This is a genomic window from Lachnoclostridium phytofermentans, assembly GCF_000733755.1.
Taxonomy (GTDB): Bacteria; Bacillota; Clostridia; order Lachnospirales; family Lachnospiraceae; genus Lachnoclostridium; species Lachnoclostridium phytofermentans_A.
This window is the reverse complement of record NZ_JPOF01000003.1, coordinates 1,287,134-1,309,156: the sequence shown is the minus strand read 5'-3', so window position 1 is coordinate 1,309,156 and position 22,023 is coordinate 1,287,134. Positions and strand designations below refer to the sequence as shown.

Annotated in this window: 15 protein-coding genes; 12 read left to right on the top strand and 3 right to left on the bottom strand. The window is 35.7% G+C overall.

Translation table 11 applies throughout. The features are described 5' to 3' along the window. Window positions 1-204: 204 nt before the first annotated feature. The 6 genes from CC92_RS0111165 (at window position 205) to CC92_RS0111140 (ending at window position 7,033) form a co-directional block, all read left to right on the top strand. Window positions 205-1,344, top strand: a complete 1,140-nt coding sequence (locus CC92_RS0111165; RefSeq protein ID WP_029502801.1) for an SGNH/GDSL hydrolase family protein — start codon at window positions 205-207, stop codon at window positions 1,342-1,344. A gap of 61 nt (window positions 1,345-1,405) precedes the next feature. Further along, the gene (locus tag CC92_RS0111160; RefSeq protein WP_029502802.1) at window positions 1,406-2,767 is read left to right on the top strand and encodes a CCA tRNA nucleotidyltransferase; all 1,362 of its coding nucleotides are present in this window, start codon (window positions 1,406-1,408) and stop codon (window positions 2,765-2,767) included. 77 nt (window positions 2,768-2,844) lie between these two features. Continuing rightward, on the top strand, window positions 2,845-3,318 hold the full coding sequence (locus tag CC92_RS0111155) for a hypothetical protein (protein WP_029502803.1): 474 nt from the start codon (window positions 2,845-2,847) through the stop codon (window positions 3,316-3,318). Next, window positions 3,311-4,105 carry a hypothetical protein gene (locus tag CC92_RS0111150; protein ID WP_029502804.1) on the top strand — a complete coding sequence of 265 codons (795 nt, stop codon included), beginning with the start codon at window positions 3,311-3,313 and terminating at the stop codon, window positions 4,103-4,105. The genes CC92_RS0111155 and CC92_RS0111150 overlap by 8 nt, the downstream gene beginning before the upstream one ends. Window positions 4,106-4,260: 155 nt before the next feature. Next, window positions 4,261-5,304, top strand: a complete 1,044-nt coding sequence (locus CC92_RS0111145) for a CotS family spore coat protein (protein WP_029502805.1) — start codon at window positions 4,261-4,263, stop codon at window positions 5,302-5,304. Window positions 5,305-5,458: 154 nt separating this feature from the next. Next, complete coding sequence (locus tag CC92_RS0111140; protein ID WP_029502806.1) at window positions 5,459-7,033, top strand: hypothetical protein; 1,575 nt, start codon at window positions 5,459-5,461, stop codon at window positions 7,031-7,033. A 167-nt stretch (window positions 7,034-7,200) separates the two neighbouring features. Here the strand turns inward: CC92_RS0111140 and CC92_RS0111135 are convergent, their stop codons facing one another. Together CC92_RS0111135 and CC92_RS0111130 are read right to left on the bottom strand one after the other, a co-directional pair. Then, complete coding sequence (locus CC92_RS0111135) at window positions 7,201-8,493, bottom strand: putative bifunctional diguanylate cyclase/phosphodiesterase (RefSeq protein WP_051650698.1); 1,293 nt, start codon at window positions 8,491-8,493, stop codon at window positions 7,201-7,203. A gap of 54 nt (window positions 8,494-8,547) precedes the next feature. Then, window positions 8,548-10,884 (bottom strand): sensor domain-containing diguanylate cyclase, encoded by a 2,337-nt coding sequence (locus tag CC92_RS0111130; protein ID WP_029502808.1) that lies wholly within the window; start codon window positions 10,882-10,884, stop codon window positions 8,548-8,550. Window positions 10,885-11,273: 389 nt separating this feature from the next. Between CC92_RS0111130 and hflK the strand changes: the two genes are divergently transcribed. The 6 genes from hflK to CC92_RS0111100 all read left to right on the top strand — a co-directional run bounded on the left by hflK (window position 11,274) and on the right by CC92_RS0111100 (window position 21,001). Continuing rightward, entirely contained in the window at window positions 11,274-12,209 is a 936-nt protein-coding gene (gene hflK, locus CC92_RS0111125) for an FtsH protease activity modulator HflK (RefSeq protein WP_031420356.1), read from the top strand. A gap of 2 nt (window positions 12,210-12,211) precedes the next feature. Next, window positions 12,212-13,117 carry a protease modulator HflC gene (gene hflC, locus CC92_RS0111120; protein WP_051650699.1) on the top strand — a complete coding sequence of 302 codons (906 nt, stop codon included), beginning with the start codon at window positions 12,212-12,214 and terminating at the stop codon, window positions 13,115-13,117. A 246-nt stretch (window positions 13,118-13,363) separates the two neighbouring features. Then, a complete protein-coding gene (locus tag CC92_RS0111115) occupies window positions 13,364-14,803 on the top strand; it encodes an alpha/beta fold hydrolase (RefSeq protein ID WP_051650700.1) in 1,440 nt (479 codons plus the stop codon). Between the two features lie 709 nt (window positions 14,804-15,512). Further along, window positions 15,513-18,098: an ATP-dependent chaperone ClpB gene (gene clpB / locus CC92_RS0111110; protein WP_029502812.1), complete on the top strand. Its 2,586-nt coding sequence runs from the start codon at window positions 15,513-15,515 to the stop codon at window positions 18,096-18,098. Between the two features lie 511 nt (window positions 18,099-18,609). Beyond that, window positions 18,610-20,193: a DEAD/DEAH box helicase gene (locus CC92_RS0111105; RefSeq protein ID WP_029502813.1), complete on the top strand. Its 1,584-nt coding sequence runs from the start codon at window positions 18,610-18,612 to the stop codon at window positions 20,191-20,193. A 238-nt stretch (window positions 20,194-20,431) separates the two neighbouring features. Continuing rightward, entirely contained in the window at window positions 20,432-21,001 is a 570-nt protein-coding gene (locus tag CC92_RS0111100; RefSeq protein ID WP_242841341.1) for a kinase, read from the top strand. Between the two features lie 171 nt (window positions 21,002-21,172). Here CC92_RS0111100 and CC92_RS0111095 read toward each other — a convergent pair whose 3' ends face one another. Continuing rightward, on the bottom strand, window positions 21,173-21,901 hold the full coding sequence (locus CC92_RS0111095; protein WP_029502815.1) for a YjjG family noncanonical pyrimidine nucleotidase: 729 nt from the start codon (window positions 21,899-21,901) through the stop codon (window positions 21,173-21,175). Between the last annotated feature and the right edge of the window lie 122 nt (window positions 21,902-22,023).

Below are 22,023 nucleotides of genomic sequence, written 5' to 3'. Positions count from 1 at the left end.
AATTTGATTTAAGAATAGTAAAACTATGAGATAGGAGTTGTGATAGCTTATTGTTAAGCCAATGTAAGTATACGGAATAGGTATTATCACACAATATTTTCAGAATTATTAAAGAATTAGTAATATATTTGAAACTTTATTGTATCATAGCTTATCTATACTATATAAGACACTATTAGGAATACAAAATAGAGAGGCGTTATCATGGATACTTACAGAGAAGAGTGGAAGAAACAATGTAAGAAAAGAAGAAGAGCTCGTAGGAAGAGAGTTGTTTTTGCAATTAGTGTGACAGGAATGTTGTCACTTTCTATATTTTTATTCTTATCCCAAGGGGGAAGCAGCAGGTTTGGTGCAAAGGCTGCAAATTCGCATAAGGCGGAGACTAGTATAGAGGAAGAGGATCAGCGTTTAGATGATAATAATTCTACAGCCAAAGATCAAGAATCGTCTGGGCAACAAAGTAACATAGATAGTGACAAGGATCCCTTAAATAAAGAAACAAACGACGATATGAATTCCAATAATGAGGGCAATATGGATAATCAAAATCCTGTTGATAGTGATACTACTAGTGGAGATATCGAAGAAAAGGAACAGAATTCTGATTTAGAAGATAATACAACGGATACACAGAATCCAAACAGTAACGGCAAGGAAGAATCTAATAACGAAAACAGCATAACATCAGAGAATGAGAATTCAAAAGAAAATGCATCCGAGGAAGGAACCTCCAAAACGGAGAATACTGAGGCAGAGGATGAATTCTTTAAAGATAGCATTTTTATCGGAGATTCCAGAACGGAAGGTCTTGGTCAGTATGGTGGAGTGAAAAACGCCAAGTTTTACACGCATCGAGGCTTGATGGTAAACACTGCGATAGCTAAGGATTATATTACTCTTGATAATAAAGAGAAAGGAAATGTATTAGATGCAGCAAGGCAATCTTCATTTTCTAAAGTTTATTTAATGTTTGGAGTTAATGAGCTTGGTTGGCAAAGCCTTGATAAGTTTATAGAATATTATCGTGATATTATCAATGGATTACGGAAAATAGAGCCAGACTGTGAAATTATAATTCAATCGAATTACCCTGTTACAAAGAAGATGAATGAGGGGGATAAAATATATAATAACACGAATGTAAAAAAGTTTAACGATGTAATCAAGAAGATGGCGGAAGAGGAAGAGTTAGCATATATCGATCTATATTCGTTATTCGAGGATGAAAACGGAAACTTACCAGACGATGCAACCTCCGATGGTGTACACCTAAATCCTAGTTATTTTAAGGATTGGAAGCAATGTCTAATTGATTTTGGAAGTGGTAATACTGAAAGGTGATGCGTTTCGAATTCATCTGTGATAGAATAAATGCAGATTGAAGTGAAAGGAACTACCCTAAATGATAATTACTCTTCCAGAAAAGGTAAATTATATCATAGAAGAATTAATGTCTCATGGTTTTGAAGGCTATGCTGTAGGAGGCTGTGTCCGTGACTCTTTGCTAGGCAGAATACCAGGAGATTGGGATATTACTACGTCTGCAAATCCTTATGAGGTGAAGCAGATATTTCCAAGAACCATTGACACTGGAATCAAACATGGGACAGTTACTGTGATGCTTGGAAAAGAAGGTTTTGAAGTTACAACCTATCGTCTTGATGGTGAATATGAGGATAACCGACATCCTAAGCAGGTAGAATATACAAAGAATTTGGTTGAAGATCTAAAACGAAGAGATTTTACGATAAATGCCATGGCGTATAATGCTAAGGATGGACTTGTCGATGAATTTGATGGTCTAAAAGACTTGCAGGAAAATAGGATACGCTGTGTCGGTAGTGCAGACCAACGATTTGAAGAGGATGCACTTCGTATTCTTCGTGCTGTTCGTTTTTCTGCTCAGCTTAATTTTACGATTGAGGAGGAAACACTTGCTGCGATCCGAATAAAAGCTTTAAATTTAAGAAACATTAGCGCAGAGAGAATAAGAGAGGAACTCAATAAATTATTGTTATCTAATCATCCAGAAAAAATAATGATTGCATATGAAACTGGGCTAACGAAGGTTATATTACCGGAATTTGATCAGATGCTTGTTACTTCCTTACAGAGTCCATACCAACAGCCTAATGTTGCTGAGTATACGTTGGAAGTGTTGCGTTATTTTGTGGAGAAGTTATCAAAAAATATAGAAGATAAAAAGCAGCAATTAATTTATCGTTGGGCTATTCTCTTACATGATGTAGCAAAAACAGAAGTAAAAGCGGCTGATTCACATATGAAAAAACATACGATGGAACTTAATGACAAAGGCGCAATCATGGCAAAGACCATATTGCGTAGATTAAAATTTGATAATGAAACAATAGAAAGTGTTACAAAATTAGTTTCTTATCATAATTTTAGATTTGGTTCTTCTAAAGAAGATATTCGTAGGGCTACCAATCTTATTGGAGAAAAATATATGCCGATGCTTTTTGTGATCCGAGAATGTGCTATAGAAGGAATGAATTCAAAAGTTAAAGAAGAGATGGTTAAGATCTTAAATCAAGCGAAAAAGCTGTATTATGAGATAATAGAAGATGGCGAATGTGTTTCGCTTAAGATGTTAGCGGTAAATGGGAAAGACTTAATAGAACAAGGGTTTGAATCGGGGAAAAATATTGGGTTATTACTTCAACAGCTTTTAGAAATGGTAATTGTTGATCCTACCTTAAATACGAAAGAACAATTACTTAGGATAGCGAAAAATCAACTTTAAAACAAATAGTAAATGTAACATTTTTTTGGTTTACTAGCATATCATAAAGTAATAGTAGTAATTATGAGGAGAATTCTATGTCTCGTTGTTCCTCGACACCGATTTGCCTTTACCCAATTCAATTTCCTACTTCTACGCCGGAGTTCTTTAGCCAATTTCAGGCCGCTCAGACTTTTTGTGTGCAGTGTGACATAAATGATAATGTGTCTGTAACAACTCCATCCATCTGCGTTTCTAATATACGATTTGTACCTAGCGTTGCTGGTACTTCTGCAGAAGGTCAAGTATTAACAGGAAAGAATCTTGTTGTAATAGGATATTTTTATACTAAAATTGTGATAACACACATGGAGAATGGGGTAAGAAGAAATAATACGATAGATAAAGTGATACCATTTTCAACTAATATTGTTGTGCCATTAGAGGATAATGGTAACCGTGAAGTATTTTTAGGTTATGATATTCAGGACTTTTCTGCTATCATCATAGAAAGAAATACACTATATTGCGGTATATCTTTAGTATTAACATACAACGTTTGCGATGATTAAAGATATTCCAGCTCTCTTTGATAGTGGTATGGAGTTATGTTTAGCACTAACAGTAGAAAAAGAAGTGGCATCTACCTTTGATATTCTGTGGTACGAAATGCTTGTTTTAAATCTATCAGAGAAGTACATGCCACAGATATGGATAGGGATAGATTATCCGAGTTCGACTAGGTTAATACCAAATTCATTCCTTATACAAAACAAAGGTAAGCCGATTCAAAAAGGAGAGTCTATATTATTATCCTTAGCACCCTATGAAAGGGTAGTTGTACGGTTTGGGTTATGTGTAATAGGAAGGAAGAGAGAGGATGTTATATCAGTTCGTTGCAGAGCTGTTGGAAAAGACTTTTTAGTCTTTTCCAATGAGGTATTCTCAAAGATTATAGCGACTGTTGGAAAGCCATGTCTAATAAAACAGAGTTTGTTACTACCAAAGGACATCCCAGATTCAGTAGTCATAAGTGATATAAGAGTATATTTTCAACACCAGAAATCAAGATATATTCCTTTTTATAACAAAGTTAGAAAAGGAGAGCTTTGTCGTAATACGGAGCTTTTGATCTCTGGTGTTATTTCCTATTCGGCTAAAGTGAATTATAGGGTGGGAAATACTTCTTATGAAAGGGTATTAGAATATGTTTCGGGACATACAGAAGCAGTTATTTTACCAGAAGGTGCTAAAATAATAAAACCAGATGTGAGATTAATTCTGTATTCAACAGATTTTATTCGTTTCGAAAGAAGGCTCTACTGCTGTGTTTTTGGAATGCTATTTTTTCAGCCGTAAGGACAACCAAAAATCTATAAAAAAGCAGTCAATTTATATAAAAGTGTACAATTTCAGATTCCACATAGCATGATTTCTCAAATTACATCATATGATTAGAAAGAACTCCCTCTAAGAGCATTCAGGGAGTATGTTTTCAGTCGGAGGGATGTAATGTGGAGGATAGAAGCCAAGAGGTACTAGGAAAATATGATTTAAGAATCTACAATACCTACCGTACCAGAGGAGCATATGTGTTGGAAACTGATCAGGGACTGAAGCTGTTATGCGGATATGAGGGCGGGGAAGGACGTCTCGAATTCGAGGATACAATCAAGCAGCAGATTGCAGCCAATGGATACGAAAATACGGATGGCTATGTCAGAAACTGTGCCGGATCAATTCTTTCGGTAAATTCAATTGGTGAAAAGTTTGTAATTAAGAACTGGTTTGATGGGGAAGAATGTAACCTAAAAAAAGACGATAAAATATGTCTTGCGACCTCAAATCTAGCTCGTCTTCATAATTGTATGGTGGGAATTGAAGTTAGTTCTGAACAGAAGTTATGCTATCAGCAGGGGAACCTTTTTACAATCTTAGAAAAAAGGACAAGAGAACTGAAACGGGTGAAAAGCTATATACGAGACAGAAAGCAGAAAAATGAGTTTGAGGTATGCTATTTAGGTGAGTGTGAACGTTTCTTTAAAGATGCTTTGGAAGCAATGGAGTATATGAAGCAAATTCCATATTGCACTTTAATGTGCAATTCGCTAGATCGAGGTATGATATGCCATGGAAACTATACTTATCATAATATTATCATCTTAAATTGCAATAAAGCCATCAATCAGTTATGCTCTGCTGCGGAGGTTCAAGGAAATGATATCGTAGCAACCTCGAATTTTGAAAAAGCGTCACTGGGATTACAAGTCACAGATCTTTATCAATTTATTCGAAAAGCGATGGAAAAAAACGACTGGAATATCAGCATGGGACAAAGCATTTTAAAAGAGTATCAAAAACAAAGACCACTTTCTAAGGCGGAAAAACACCTCCTTTACGTATTACTTCTCTATCCAGAGAAGTTTTGGAAGATAACAAATTATTATTACAATAGCAAAAAATCTTGGATACCACAGAAAAATGTTCAAAAGCTTGTAACCTTAACCGAACAAATTGATTCAAAAAAAGAGTTTTTGGATCAGCTACTAAAAGTATAGATAGGCTAGATAGGCTGTTGAATTAAGGTGTAATATCCATTATAATGAAGGTGTGCCGAAATAAGGTACACCTTATTTCGTTTATACAAAGGCTACTAGGAGTAAGCAAAACTGCATAGCAGAGTTTGCTTCTAAATAAAGATGAGGTAAACATATGAAGCGTAAGAAAAACCAAGACTGGTCTAAACTCTTTATTATCGGTGCAATTGTTGTTGCGTTGTTGGCAATCTCCTCAGTTGTACTATTTACGGTATTTGGACAAAAAGAAAAGAAAGTAAAAGGGAAGGAACCAGAACCTACTCCAATAGTAGAAGATAGTAATGAAGAGTATGAGGATGCTGTATTGGCAGTTTACCTCGATATGGATACAACGAAGAATAAGCTTAAAGTCATGAAAGTTGATACTGGGGAAACATTATGGTTAGATTATCATGGCGGGACAAATATTACTGATAAATATGACCAATATCTTGCTGTATCACAATTGTTATCTGGACAGATGGTAGAACTTTATTTTAAGCAAGGAACGAAGGAGTTAGGTAAATTAAAAATATCTGATAAAATATGGGAAGCAATAGGGGTAACTGATGTAAAAGTGGATCCAGAAACCAGAATGGTTTCCTTTCATGGTACAAACTATACATATCCAGAGCATGTTACAGTGCTTTATCAGGGCGAACCGGCGGACATCTCAGATGTACTTAACATGGATTATGTAACATTGCGTGGAATAGAAGAGAACATCTATGTAGTTATAATCAATCAGGGACATGGATATCTTGAGCTAACAGGAGAAGAAGATTTTATTGGAGGTAAGATTTCCGTTGGCACAATAGCAATAGAAGATATTACGGAAGATCTTAGGCTTACAATAAAAGAAGGAACCTATCCAGTAACAGTACGTAATAATAATATGGAAGGGATGAAAGAGGTAACTATAGTAAGAGGGCAGACACTAAAATGTAATGTCGAAGAATTTGGCATGGCAGCAATAAAGCGTGGTCGAGTTCGATTTTCTATCACCCCAGAGTCTGCGAATCTTTCTATTGATGGAGTGAAAACAAGTTATATAGAGCCTGTGGAGTTAGAATATGGGGAACATCAAATCGAAGTATCTCTTGGTGGATACGTTACTTACAAAGGGAAATTAAGTATTGATCGTACTGACCAAATTGTTAGTATTAGTCTTCCAGAGAACGATGGATTCAATGAGAATAATAATGGTAACAATAACGGTAATAATAACGAAAGCAACAGTGGAAATAATAGCGGTAATAATAATTGGAATAATAATACGGATGATAACAATGGTTATGAGGATAATTTTGAGGACAACTGGTCAGAGAAAGAAAATCAGACCGGAGAATCAGAAATCGAAGACAGCACCTCAGATGATGATACGGATACCTCGGAATCTAATAATGAAAGCAGCTCAGAAAATAATAACAATACTGACAATGGATCCAATAATGGTGGGAATTCTGGGAACTCCTCAAATGGGAACCAGAATACCAATAAAAAGAATACCATAACAATTAATTGGATCACTGGAGCAGATGTTTATTTTGACGGGACTTTTGTAGGCACCATTAAGAATGGAAAATTAGTGGTCGAGAAACAAATCGGTACTATAGATGTTGATTTAGTGATAGAAGGAGATGACACAAAGAGTTATCAGATTGAAGTTGAAGATGACGGTGCGGATGCTTACTTCTCATTTCCTAAGTAATCACTTACATTAGAGGCTATTTATAAAGAATTAGAAATAGCTCCCATTCGTAAAGTTATATAATAAAAAATGAAAAGAGCAGAGATTATAAAGTAAGCAAGGCTAACTCTATAATCTCTGCATTTTATTCATGACAAGGAAAAGTTCGCGAAGCGTGATTATTCTTGTTATGTTAAATATTTTTCCTCATAGACATCGCTAGGGAGCGGCTTGTCATAATAGTAGCCTTGGGCCATAGTACAGCCAATGGATTGGAGGAATTTAATTTGATCTTCTGTTTCTACACCTTCACAAATTACATCCATATCTAGCTGAGAAGCCATAGTTACAATAGATGAGATAACGATTCGCTCTCTAATATTTGTAGTTTTTGTATGGAAGAAATCTTTATCTATCTTTAAGACTTTAAATGGTAGATCGCATAATAAGTTTAGAGAGGACATACCAGAACCAAAATCGTCCATTGCTAAACCAAAACCGTAGCTACGTATTTTATTCAGTAGGTTTAACCAATAACGATCGTTAGAAGCAAGTGCACTTTCCGTAATTTCAACTTCGATAAGTTCTGGCGGTAATTGATATTTTTGAATGGTTTGTCTCAAGCGCTCTGGTAAAGCATCCGATTTAAAATGTTCTCTTGAGAAATTGACAGAAACCGGATATACAGAGAACCCCTGATCGATTAATTCGCGAAGCCTATTGCAAACCCTATCTAAAACATAATAATCCAAGTTTACAATAAATCCATTGGCTTCAAAGATAGGGATAAAGGAGGCAGGGCTAACTAATCCAACTTCCGGTCTCATCCAGCGGACCAATGCCTCTGCTCCACAGATTTTCTTTGTGGTGATATTAATTTTTGGTTGATAGTAGACAAGAAATTCACCATTTTGTAGTGCATCCTCCATCACATCCTCAATTTTCTTTTGTTCAATCAAGGAAACACGCATCTCGTCATTATAAAATTCAAAGTTACCGTTTCTTTGTAACTGAGCATATTTTCGAGCAATATTGGCACGATCCACTGCCACGATTGCAGTATCACCTGGTTGTATCTGATAGATACCAGTACGTACAGAGAGTTTATAAAATTCACCAGAAGGACTACATACCTGCTTTGACACTGCCTGAAGTTTTAACGCCCTATTGGTAAGATCATCAAGGTCTTCATATGCAAGAAATAATGCGAATTTATCTCCTGTAATACGGCAAAGAATAGAATTCGTATCTCCAATTTGAAGTAGGGAGTCTGCGAATGTTTTTAGTATATAATCCCCTTCCTGATATCCAAAGTTATCATTCATTAATTTAAATTGATTGATATCCGTATAAAACATAGCGTAAGAAGTTTGAGTCTTTTGTTTCAATTGTTTGTTCACTTCATCTAAAAATGCATTAAAATTATACGAATTTGTAAGCGTATCTAAATTCACTTTTTGAAGGGAACGAAGGCGAATCAAATAGCTTCCAATAACTTTTGAAATTAAGGAGAGTGAATCAACCTCATTCTTTGACTAAGTATGTGCTTCCTCACAAAATGCGGCGCTAAGAAAACCGACATAGTGTCCATGGTCGCTGATTCCACACTGGAAGAGAGATTTCGCTTCTGCCATTCCTGGATACTGACTAAATATCCTAATTACATCAGGTCTCTCAGAAATATCATCAAAATGAATAATACCACTATCGATTTCCTGATATAAAAATGTTGGTTCTAACTCGGTGTATGGAACCTGTGAGATGAGATCTGCTAATTTTAAGGAAGAGTCAGAATACCATTCATGAGTGATGGATACAGAGTGGTCAGATTCTGAAAATTCCATAATATCAATTCTACTTAGATTATAGTAGACACCAATTAAAGATAACATCATGTTGATGGAAACATCAATCTCTCTTGAGTCAAACAATATTTCAATGGCATTTGCAATGATAGTACTGTCGACTAAGGAACGATCTTCATAATGATATTTTATCTCTTTTGTTTCCTGGCTAATCTTTTCTAGATCTTTTTGGTAAATAAACTCCATGGAGCTATGATAGAAGGAGTACTGATCTTTTCCTCGTTGCTTTGCATGATAAAGGGCAATTTCAGCTTTCTCAAGTAACTCATTATAAGTAGTTCCATCGGAAGGATAGATGGAGATACCGATTGTTCCAGTAAGTTTTGCAGTTGCCTCTTCTCCGATATGAATATCATGAAGTAGGGATAGGGTTTGCTTGGCTTTTTCTTCTAGATAGGTGATACTAGGAGCATTATGAACAAATACAACAAATTCGTCGCCGCCGATTCGTCCTATGAGATCTTCTTCCTCAAATAACTTAATTAATTTAGCACTTAAATCAATTAAAACTGCATCACCAAATAGATGTCCAAGCGTATCATTAATCATTTTAAAATTATCGATATCGATGATCATTAAACCGAAGATATAAGGTTCCTCAAGACCCTCAATTCGTTGATTAATCTTCTCTCGTACCGTTTCTCGATTATAGGTTTTCGTAAGGGTATCTTGACTTGCCCTCTTAAGTAGTAATTCAATCTCCTTTTTCTTTTCATGGATATTCGTAGTTTGTCCGATTACAGAGATAGGTTTTCCATCAGGGTCAAATAGCTTAGTTCCAGATAATTCATACCAAACATAATCTCCTTCCGGATTTTTTGAGCGAACCTCAAATTCGAATTGAGCGTCCTTTGAGATAAGTTTGTCACAAAACTCAAGGAAGATATCTTTATCATCGGGATGAATTAAGTCTTTCGTTACAATTGCATTCCGGATATCATATACTTCTGGAACACCATAAAAAATTCCTAGATAAGGCTCTGTTTTGGTCAAAACGTCTTTTTCAATGTTGTACTCCCAGATGGTATCCTTGGAATGTGATAATGCAATCTGGTAACGTTGCTTCTCTAGAAGTAATACATCGCGGTTTTTATTAACTTTTAGGGTATAAACGGATAGTACTAAAAAAACAACCATAACTAAAAGGAAAACAATCACTAATACGGTATTCATAAAGCGCTTTGCTATCGTATTGATTGCTTCAGAATCACGATCTAAAATATTGGATGGTGCAGTGTGGAGGAGATAAATGCCCTTTATAGTAGTTGGTGAATAGTAAGCATAGGTGTCGATATCATCCATTTTATAATGAGTTATACTGCTTTTTCCAGAGCTTAAGTTGGATACGAAACCATCAAAAGTATGCTTACCTTTAAAAACCGACTGTCGTAATTTTTCAAATAGATTTTTATTAATGTATTTTGAAATATCGGAAGCATAGATATCACCAGCCTCATTAATTAAGTAAGTCGTTCCGCCATATTCCATTTTTCCTATTGCCATAAAATCAGAAAACTCCTCCAAACTATAGGTTTGGTAAAGGACTTCTATGGATTTACTATTCACTTGATAAGGGTAGATTATAACAATACCGTTTGGACCGTAACTTATCACCCCTTGGAGATTAGATAATTGAGTATAATAACGATCATTTAGATATTTATGTACGTTAAAAGGAGAGAGCCCATCTGCACCACCAATCGTCGTTGAATAGAGTTTTGGAACGGTCATATCATCGGCTGATTCTAAGAATTTATTAGGTTCGTAGCCAGGGTCTCTATCTTTTATTTTTTCACAGAGAAGCTTCATTTTTTGCATATGATTTTCTAATCTCAAATCAATGGTTTCCCTTTTAGTCCCATTGATCTTAGATAGTTTATTGGAAGCCTGAGATTCAAATTGATAATCTAAGTCTTCCGTATATGATTTATAATTAACGATAAATAGTCCGAAAAGAATGAGGCTAAATAAAACAATAATTGATGTAGCTATTGGTATTTTCTTCAAGGGGCACCTCCAAGATTTTCTACTACTATTATACCTATTTTTAGAAAAAATGTAAATAATTTAATATTATATGTCACAATAACTATAAAAATGTCAATTTGATAGATAGGTACGACTATTTTTGTTGATATTCGTATCATATTGAATAGATTACGTCGTAATACTATGTAATTAAGAATATTATTGATAAATTTTGACAATGAATCAATATGCTATATTACCTAGATTTGGGATGATAAAGGAGGAATAGGTAAGTTTTATTTATAAAACTATTAAAATTTAACATATTTTAATAAAACTCTAATATGGATTTTCTTGCTTTTCTAAGGGTGAATAGGTAAGATAGAACTACAATAAATTCCTTTAAAAGAAAGGGGAAGGTAAATAAGATGGATGAGAAACAAAAATATGCAATAAAGAAGGGTTCGAGAATCGCAACGCTTGCTATCGTTATTGTAGTAATCGCAGTTCTAGCGGGTATGTCCGCATACACAATCAATGAACAGGAACAGGCGGTTGTTACCACCTTTGGTATTCCCAAAACAGTAAGCGAACCAGGGTTACATTTTAAAATCCCATTGATACAGAAAGTACAGATGGTGGATACTACAATTAAGGGGTTTGCAATTGGTTATGACCCTACAACCGGTGAATCCATTGATGAAGAGTCTTTAATGATTACAGTGGATTATAATTTTGTACTTGTAGATTTCTTTGTAGAGTATAAAGTAACGGACCCGGTAAAATACTTATATGCTTCGGATGAGCCAATGAATATCTTAAAGAATTTAGCTCAAAGCTGTATCCGTTCTCAGGTAGGAAGTTATGAAGTAGATAGTGTAATAACTACTGGTAAGAATGAACTTCAAACGGTAATTCGTGATATGTTAATGGAGAAGTTGGAAGAACAGGACTTAGGTATATCTTTAGTAAACATTACAATCCAGGATGCAGAACCACCTACCGTAGAAGTTATGGAGGCATTTAAGGCAGTAGAAACTGCAAAACAAGGAAAAGAAACAGCAATCAATAATGCAAATAAGTATCGTAGTGAAGAGCTTCCTGCTGCTGAGGCACAGATTGATCAGATAACAAAAGAGGCAGATGCAACAAAGCAAGCCCGTATCAATGAGGCAGAAGGACAGGTAGCCAGATTTAATGCAATGTATCAGGAATATAAAAAGTATCCTATGATAACAAAGCAAAGAATGTTCTATGAAGCAATGGAGGACATCTTACCAGACTTAAAAGTTATCATCGATAACTCCGAAGGTGGAGTTCAAAAAATGTTACCAATAGAATCATTTGTAGGGGAGGAGCAGTAAGTATGGGTGATGTGGAACATATCAAACAAAGAAGAGCACCGAAGTTTGCTCTTGGATTTATTATAATAATTGCTGTCCTTGGGCTATTTGTTTTGGTGACATCCATAGTTGTCACAGAGAAGGATGAGTATACCTTAGTTCGCCAGTTTGGAAAAGTAGAGCGTATTATTACGGAACCAGGACTTAGTTTTAAAATACCTTTTATTGAAGAAACATCCAAGCTGCCAAACAAAACAATGCTATATGATTTGGCGACTTCTGATGTAATCACAAAAGATAAAAAGACAATGGTTGCAGACAGCTATGTTCTTTGGAAGATTGAAGATCCTCTTCTTTTTGTAAAGAGCTTAAACTCACAAATAGCGAATGCAGAGAGCCGTATTAATACGACCGTTTATAACTCTATTAAAAATGTAATTAGTAGAATGTCACAGACTGATGTTATCTCTGGCCGTGATGGAGCGTTAAGTTCCGCAATCATGGAGAACATTGGTGATGTAATGGATCAGTATGGTATTAAAATAATTAGTGTTGAAACGAAACACTTGGATTTACCAAGCGATAACAAAACAGCAGTTTATGAGAGAATGATTTCAGAGCGTAATAATATAGCAGCTTCTTATACGGCAGAAGGTGAGTCGGAAGCAAAAAAGATCCGTACCCAGACGGACAATGAGATAGCAATTAAAATTTCTGCTGCGAAAGCAGAGGCTGAAAAAACAATAGCAGCAGGTGAGGCGGAGTATATGAAAATTCTTGCAGGTGCTTACTCCGATGAGTCGAGAAGTGATTTTTATTCCTTCGTCCGCTCTCTGGATGCTGCAAAAGCTTCTTTAAATGGGAACAACAAAACTTTAATCTTAAATTCTGATTCTCCGTTAGCTCAGATATTTAATTCTATTGATTAAGGTGGTATAATTAAATAGTAGGAATGATGGTGCTACAAATGATTTCAATAAGAAAGAAAGATTTTGTGGCACTTTCCTGTGTAAAGGAAAGAAAATTGTGTAAACTGTGAATATGATGCATGAAACGGGAGGATCTGCGAAAAAGTCATCGCAGGATAAAAGGTTGAAGAATTAGGATTTTCAACCGTGTATGCAAACCCTATCTGATTCATAAGATGATAAAACAGATAGGTCAAGGAGGTTAGAATGAAAAGGGTATTACTGGGAGTAGTCAGCTGTCTATTCATTGTAAGTATGGTTTCGTGTAAAGGGAAAGTTAATCAAACAGACCAGGCGATCAATGATGGGGAGCTGACCGTGACACCAACGATAACAGAGGCTGTGGTTACTGAGGTACCAAAAGAAACTATGACACCAACCCCAGGTATCATAGAATCTGTTGAGTTTAGCGAAAATGGTATGTCGGAACTTTCAGCAAAATTGACACAAGATTTATTAACAGAGAATTTTGAAGAGGTCTATTCATATATTAATGATACGCTAAAAGAACAGTTTGCATTATCAGACTTAGAGAAGGCTTGGGAAAGTACGATTGAACGGATAGGTGAGTTGGTAGCTGTTACTTCTGTGAAAGCGACAACTACGGGAGAATACATCTCTGTAGATAGCTTAGTGGAATATACAGAAAATGGTCTAAAGATATCTTATGTATATAATAAAGACTGTAAGTTAGAGAAAATTTGGTTTTCTTATCAACCAATTGAGGAAGAATACGATGAGGAAAAGATGGAGGAAATCGATATTACCATCGGCGAGGGAGAATTTCCTTTGGATGGTATATTAACCATGCCAAAGGGTATAAAAAATCCTCCAGTTGTAATCTTAGTACATGGTTCAGGTCAAAGTGATATGGATGAGACGATTGGTGGAACAAGCAATAAGCCATTCCGTGATATAGCAAGAGGTCTAGCGAGTGAGGGCATTGCTTCTATCCGTTATAATAAAAGATTTTATCAATACATGGATCAAGTCACTGATACGATGACAATTTCAGACGAGGTATTAGAGGATGTTACTTATGCTATTCAATATGCTAAGAGTTTATCGAATGTAAATACGGAAAAGGTATTTGTACTTGGACATAGCTTAGGTGGCATGTTATGTCCTAAGATAGCGGAGGATAATCCGGAAATTGCAGGATTTATTTCTTTAGCAGGTAGTCCAAGAAGATTAGAGGATATTATACTTGACCAAGCTACCGAGGCAGCAGAGAATGGTGCAGTGAGCGAGACAGAGAAAACGCTATATCTAGATACGATAAAGGCTCAAAATGAACAAATTAAAAATCTTACAGAGGAAAATCTAGAGGAACCATTGCTCGGAGCAAACGGATACTACTGGAAGAGTTTGAATGAAATAGATACTCCGAAAATAGTTGTAAATCTAAACCTCCCTATGTTATTTATGCAGGGAGAAGCGGATTTTCAAGTGTATCCTGAAGTAGATTTTAAGATGTGGAAAGATCTTCTTATAGAGAAAGACAATGCAACATTCCTATTCTATGAAGGCTTAAATCATTTGTTTATGCCAACAACAGGAGTACGAGACATTAGCGATTATAGTGCAAAAAGCAAAGTTGACGAGAATGTGATTTTAGCTATTGCAGAGTGGATAAAGAAACATTAATTTTAGGGAACGAATAAATAAGACAGGTATTGTGAAACTATGAAAAAAGGGTGTAATAAACGCTTTTTTGATATGAGTTTTACGATACCTTTTTATTTCAGATAGGGAAAAGTTTGCGAAACGTGCTTTTTCTTGGTTCAATTATCTGGTACAAATACTATCCAACTTTTGCTTGAGTCAGGTGGTGAATCATTTGGTTATGAAAAAGTTTATCACTGAGTGAAAAATATTTGATTCAGTAAAATTAAATCTATCAATAGCTTAAGTAATTCAGCTAAATAATTTAATACAGTGGTAATGAGGTGCTAAATGATGCTGACTACTTCAGCATGAATAATTCAGAGTTATTGTAACAATAAATTTAATGTTAATTTTTAATACTTTAATGTAAAATGACAAGTTCATTAAAATAAGTATAAAAAGTAAAAAAAAACTTGACAACTTAATTACATGTGTTATAGTTGTAATAGAACAAATAAATTTGAAATAATATCAGACAAAAGAAACAAGAATCAAGAAGCAATAAAGAGCAAGGAGCAAGGAGCAAACAGCAATTAGCAAACAGATCATGTTAAAAAGCCAATTTCCGAAGTCGGTAGTTCCTACTATTTTTTAGAATCACAATCTTTAAAGTAGGATTATACACTCAAAGAAATTTGGTTTCCTTTTATTTCATAAGTGTGCGAAAGTACACAGATTGGAGGTTAGTATGAATATTAGTAAGTTTACTCAAAAATCATTAAAAGCAGTGCAAGACTGTGAAAAACTGGCTTATGAGTATGGACATCAGCAGATTGACGAAGAACACTTTTTGTACTGTCTGTTAAACGATAAGGAAGGCTTGTTGCCAAAATTATTTCAAAAGATGGACATTAACACAGAAGTGTTTCTTGCTCAGCTACAGGGATTATTAAACAAACGTCCGAAGGTTACTGGTGGGGATGTCTATATCAGTAATGACTTAAACAAGGTATTAATTTACGCAGAGAATGAAGCTTCAGCAATGGGAGATCAGTATGTTTCTGTGGAGCATCTGTTCCTTAGTATGTTAAAGTATCCAAACAAGGAGATTGCACAACTATTAAAAGATTTTAATATTAATAAAGACCGATTTTTAACTGCGCTTGCTTCTGTTCGTGGTAACCAACAGGTTCGAAGCGATAATCCGGAAGCAACCTATGATACACTGGAGAAATATGGGGTTGATTTAGTAGAGCGTGCAAAGAACCAAAAGCTAGATCCAGTCATTGGTCGTGATAGTGAAATCCGTAATGTAGTTCGTATATTATCCCGTAAGACAAAGAATAATCCAGTGCTAATTGGTGAACCAGGGGTTGGTAAAACTGCTGTAGTAGAAGGATTAGCGCAGCGTATTGTACGTGGTGATGTGCCAGAAGGGTTAAAGGACAAGCGTTTATTTGCTCTTGACATGGGTGCCCTGGTAGCAGGTGCAAAGTACCGTGGAGAGTTTGAAGAGCGTTTAAAAGCAGTTCTTGATGATGTGAAGAATAGCGATGGTCAAATTATCCTATTTATTGATGAGCTCCATACAATTGTCGGTGCAGGTAAGACGGATGGAGCCATGGATGCAGGCAACATGTTAAAACCGATGTTAGCTCGTGGGGAACTCCATTGTATCGGTGCTACAACTTTAAATGAATATCGTATGTATATTGAAAAGGATGCAGCCCTAGAGAGAAGATTCCAGCCAGTCATGGTGGATGAGCCAACGGTTGAAGATACTATTTCTATTTTACGTGGTCTGAAAGAACGTTATGAAGTGTTCCATGGGGTAAAAATTACAGATGCCGCCTTAGTGAGTGCAGCAGTTTTAAGTAACCGATATATCTCAGATCGTTTTCTTCCGGATAAAGCAATCGATTTAGTGGATGAAGCTTGTGCATTAATAAAGACAGAGCTTGATTCGATGCCTACCGAGCTTGATGATATCTCGCGTCGTATTATGCAGATGGAAATCGAAGAAGCAGCGCTAAAGAAAGAGGATGATCGATTAAGTAAAGAGCGTTTAGCAAGTTTACAAAAAGAGTTAGCAGAGCTTCGTGAAGAATTTAATGTACAAAAGGCAAAATGGGATAATGAGAAGGCTGCGGTAGAAAAAGTTCAAAAGCTTCGAGAAGAATTGGAAGCCATAAATAATGAAATACAAAATGCAGAGTTAAACTATGATCTAAATAAAGCAGCGGAATTAAAATATGGACGTTTACCAATTCTTCGTAGGCAACTTGAACTAGAGGAAGAGAAAGTGAAACAAGAAGCTCACACCTTGGTTCATGAAAGTGTGAGTGAGGAAGAAATTGCACGTATCGTTTCTCGTTGGACAGGAATTCCGGTAGCAAAGTTAACGGAAAGCGAACGAAATAAAACACTCCATCTTGACGAGGAGCTTCATAGGAGAGTGATAGGGCAAGAGGATGGTGTAAGACGTGTCGCAGATGCTCTCCTTCGCTCTAAGGCTGGTATTAAAGATCCAAGTAAACCAATAGGCTCCTTCTTATTCCTTGGACCAACTGGTGTCGGTAAAACAGAACTTGCCAAAGCACTTGCAGAATCTTTATTTGATAATGAACAAAATATAGTTCGTATCGATATGAGTGAGTATATGGAGAAATATTCTGTCAGCAGATTAATTGGAGCACCTCCAGGATATGTAGGATACGATGAAGGTGGACAGCTTACGGAAGCTGTTCGTAGAAAGCCTTATTCTGTTGTGTTATTTGATGAAATTGAGAAGGCTCATCCGGATGTGTTTAATATCTTATTGCAGGTACTTGATGATGGTCGTATTACGGATTCCACGGGCCGTACGGTAGACTTTAAGAATACGATTTTAATTATGACTTCTAATATTGGCTCCTCTTATTTATTAGAGGGCATCGATGAAGCAGGAGATATTAGTACTCAGGCAGAGAGCCTAGTGATGGAAGATTTACGTGCTCATTTTAGACCAGAGTTTTTAAATCGTTTGGATGAGATTATCCTATTCAAGCCATTAAATAAGGAAGACATTCGTAGCATTGTTGATTTATTAATTACCAACTTAAATAAACGACTTGAAGACCGTAGTATCCGTGTAGAATTAACCGATGTCGCAAAACAGTTAGTAATTGAACAAGCGTATGATCCGGTTTATGGTGCAAGACCTCTGAAAAGGTACCTTCAGAAGAACGTTGAGACATTAAGTGCTAGACTAATCTTAGGTGATCAAGTAAAAGAAGGAGATACTATCATAATTGAGGCAGAAGGTGATAAGCTCACTGCGAAGGTTAAGAGATAAGTAATAAACTCCTTATTCGGGAAGTAGGGGTATTAGATTCGAGCTTTAAGAAGGTACCAACATGACTGCAATCATCAAATCACCGAGCCAATATAATGCAATAGAAGGAGTTTTATTGTTATTTTTTCAGTGAAATACTGGAAGTAAAAGTCTCTGAAATACCTAAAATAGCTCAAATTGCCTATTATAGTAGATTTTTTCTTTCTGGAAAACGCCTTGACGCCATAAGCATTTAATGATATACTACAAGCCGAAGTATTATCGGAATAGACATTTACACTAAATGAAAAGGGAGTGTTGTAAGATTCACCCTGTATCAATGGGTAATTGAGTTGATCATGGTAATTTTACAGCACTTTTTGTGCGTATACATCGGGTTTAAATAGAAAGAAGTGGAGATACACTAAATGTTTCTGAAACGCGGTGCCAACCATGCTGCGTAGAAATTTCCGATATAACATTGTGGATAGGCGCATGGTGCTTTCTATGCGTTTTAGAAAGGAAGTAAAGAATGACAATTAGATTTAATGAAATGGAGTTACAAGCTCCGATTCTTAGAGCAATCGAGGAGCTTGGCTATGAAGAGATGACACCGATTCAGGCTCAAGCGATACCGATTGTACTAGAAGGAAGAGATATTGTAGGCCAAGCTCAGACAGGGACTGGTAAGACGGCTGCGTTTTCGATACCAATTTTACAAAAGGTAGATCCAAAGGTAAAAGGATTACAGGCAGTGGTACTTTGCCCAACAAGAGAGCTTGCAATTCAGGTATCGGATGAGATGCATAAATTTTCTAAGTTTATGCATGGAATAAAGGCGATTCCTATTTATGGAGGTCAGGACATCGCAAGACAGATTCGTGCATTAAAGGCAGGAGTTCAGATTGTAATTGGTACTCCAGGCCGTGTTATGGACCATATGAGAAGAAAAACAGTAAAGTTTGATAAGGTTTCTATGATTGCTTTAGATGAGGCGGATGAGATGTTAAACATGGGCTTCCGTGAAGATATTGAAACTATCTTAAAGGAAATGCCAGAGGAACGTCAGACATTATTATTTTCTGCAACTATGCCTCAGCCAATTATGGAGATTGCCAGAACTTATCAAAAGAATGCAGCTTTAGTAAAGGTAGTAAAGAAGGAATTAACAGTTCCAAAGATTGAACAGTACTACTACGAAGTAAGACCTAAGAATAAGGTTGATGTTCTATCTAGATTACTGGATATGTATTCTCCAAAGCGTTGCTTAGTATTCTGTAATACTAAGCGTCAAGTAGATGAATTAGTTACTTCATTAACTGGTCGTGGATTTTTTGCAGAAGGACTTCATGGTGACTTAAAGCAGCAACAAAGAGACCGTGTCATGAATTCCTTCCGTAATGGCAAAGCAGAAATCTTAGTTGCTACAGATGTAGCCGCAAGAGGAATTGACGTAGATGATGTGGAAGCAGTATTTAATTATGACGTACCACAGGATGAAGAGTACTATGTACATCGTATCGGACGTACTGGTAGAGCAGGAAGAACAGGACGTGCATTTACGTTAGTAGTTGGAAAAGAAGTATATAAATTACGTGATATCCAGCGTTATTGCAAAACAAAGATTAAAATTATGCCTATTCCATCTGTGAATGATGTAACCGCAGTGAAGGCTGAAAAAATCTTAGACCGTATCAATGAGATCATGGAATCTGAAGATCTAACAAAGATGATTTCTTTAATTGAAACAAAAGTTAATGAATCCGATTATACAGCCCTTGATGTTGCTGCTGCTTTTTTAAAGATGTCTATGGGAAATGAAAATCAAGCGGAAGAACAGGTAACTCCAGACTTTGGTGATACTGGAGCGGAACAAGGAATGGTTCGTTTGTTTATCAATCTTGGTAAAAAGCAGAACATTAGACCTGGCGATATTCTTGGTGCGATTGCAGGTGAAACTGGAATGCCTGGAAAACTGATTGGCAGCATCGATATGTATGATAAGTATACCTTTGTTGAAGTGCCAAGAGAATATGCAGCTGATGTTATTCAGGTTATGAAGGAATCTAAGATTAAAGGAAAATCCATTAATATAGAGCCAGCGAATCATAAATAGATTACAATTTAGAAATACACAGTTATGTATTATAAACTATACCAGATTATATGGACTAAAATAATATCAACTAGGTATGAATGAGTTTGTTAAAAGAGACAAAGAAAAATGGGAATTAAGATTAAGTCTTAGTTCTCATTTTTTATATTAAGATACTTGAAGCGTTACGTATTTATAACTAGAGAAAAAAATTAACTCATGACAATACATTTTTGTAGTTGTATAATAAACCAAACTAGTGATATTTCATAATACATATGGAGGTTCTGGAGGTGATTTTATTATACATAATTGTAATGCAAAGTTAATTATACTTAGGGGTAACTCTGGAAGTGGAAAGTCAACCACTGCAAAAGCTTTACAAATGAAGTTTGGACATGGAACAATGCTTATATCGCAGGATGTCATAAGAAGAGAAATATTATATGTTAGAGACGGCATGGATACAAAAGCAATCTCTCTATTAATGGAGCTTGCAAACTATGGAAGAGAAAATAGTGAAGTTGTAATATTGGAAGGAATTCTAAATTTTATCTGGTATAAAGAATTATTTACGATGTTACTTTCAGAATATAAACACAATATTTATGCATATTATTTTGATTTATCCTTTGAAGAGACTTTAATTCGCCATAGGAAAAAACCAAACTGTGATGAATTTGGTGAAGCTGAGATGAAAAAGTGGTGGAAGGAAAAGGACTATATAGAAGGTATAAAAGAAAAGATACTTACCAAGGAATTAAGCCAAGAAGAAATAGTAGATATGATTTATTATGATGTTACAAAAAGCGAAAGAGGTATCCTTTAATTTTACATTCATGAAAAAGAAAAGTACAACTTACTAACTTTACCTTTTCATGAAATAAGAAAAAAATATAGAGGATTCATGAAAGAACCCTACTATATTTTATAATCCATTATCTATATAAGGGATGGCCTTATTGATAGAACAATAGAAAGGTAACTAGATTCTAAAAACCTAAACAATTGTATATAGATCTTCTAATGTATGGATTTCATAGGTAACAGTTACCTCAACATTCTTCTCTTCCTGGCGTGGATTGTACCAACAAGTGTCTATTCCGATATTATTACCTCCCTTTATATCAGAAGTAAGGCTATCTCCAATAATTAAAGTTGTCTCTGGAGAGAAATCAGGAATACGGTCAATACAATAGTGGAAAAACTCAACTTGTGGTTTTTGGTATCCAGTTATTTCTGATATAAAAATGTCTTCAAAAAGAGGATATAGTCCAGAGGCATTTAATCGATTTTGCTGGGTTGTGGCTACACCATTTGAGACAATGTAGACACGATGGGTTTTGCGTAGGGTTTCGATGAGTTCCTTTGCACCTGGGATTAAGTTATGCCCCATCGCAAGTTTTGCCTGATATAGAGGTTCTAGCTCTGAGGAATGGATTGGTTTACCACCAAAGGTAAGCTCTAACGGTGCAATTTCTTGTTTTTGTAATGTATCTAATACGGTGACAAAGCGAGTATGTAATACATCGGTTCGAGAGATTTCCCCACGCTCGAATGCCTTCCATAAGTTATGGTTAATATCAAGGTAGTAGGAACGAATCTCATTGGTTAGAGGAATGTTAAGCTGTTCAAATAGATAAGCTAAAGCATCTCTCTCAGATGCTTTAAAGTCGAGTAAGGTATCATCAGCATCAAAGAGTAAAGTGGAATAGCGGTATGTTTTCATATGGAATTCTCCTATTCTATTTGTAATATCGACAAAGGTTGTTATTGCTATCGTTATTGTTAGGTATTATAGCATGGGGATAGAAAACACGCAAATATACTAAATAACTAATAAGAAAGGTA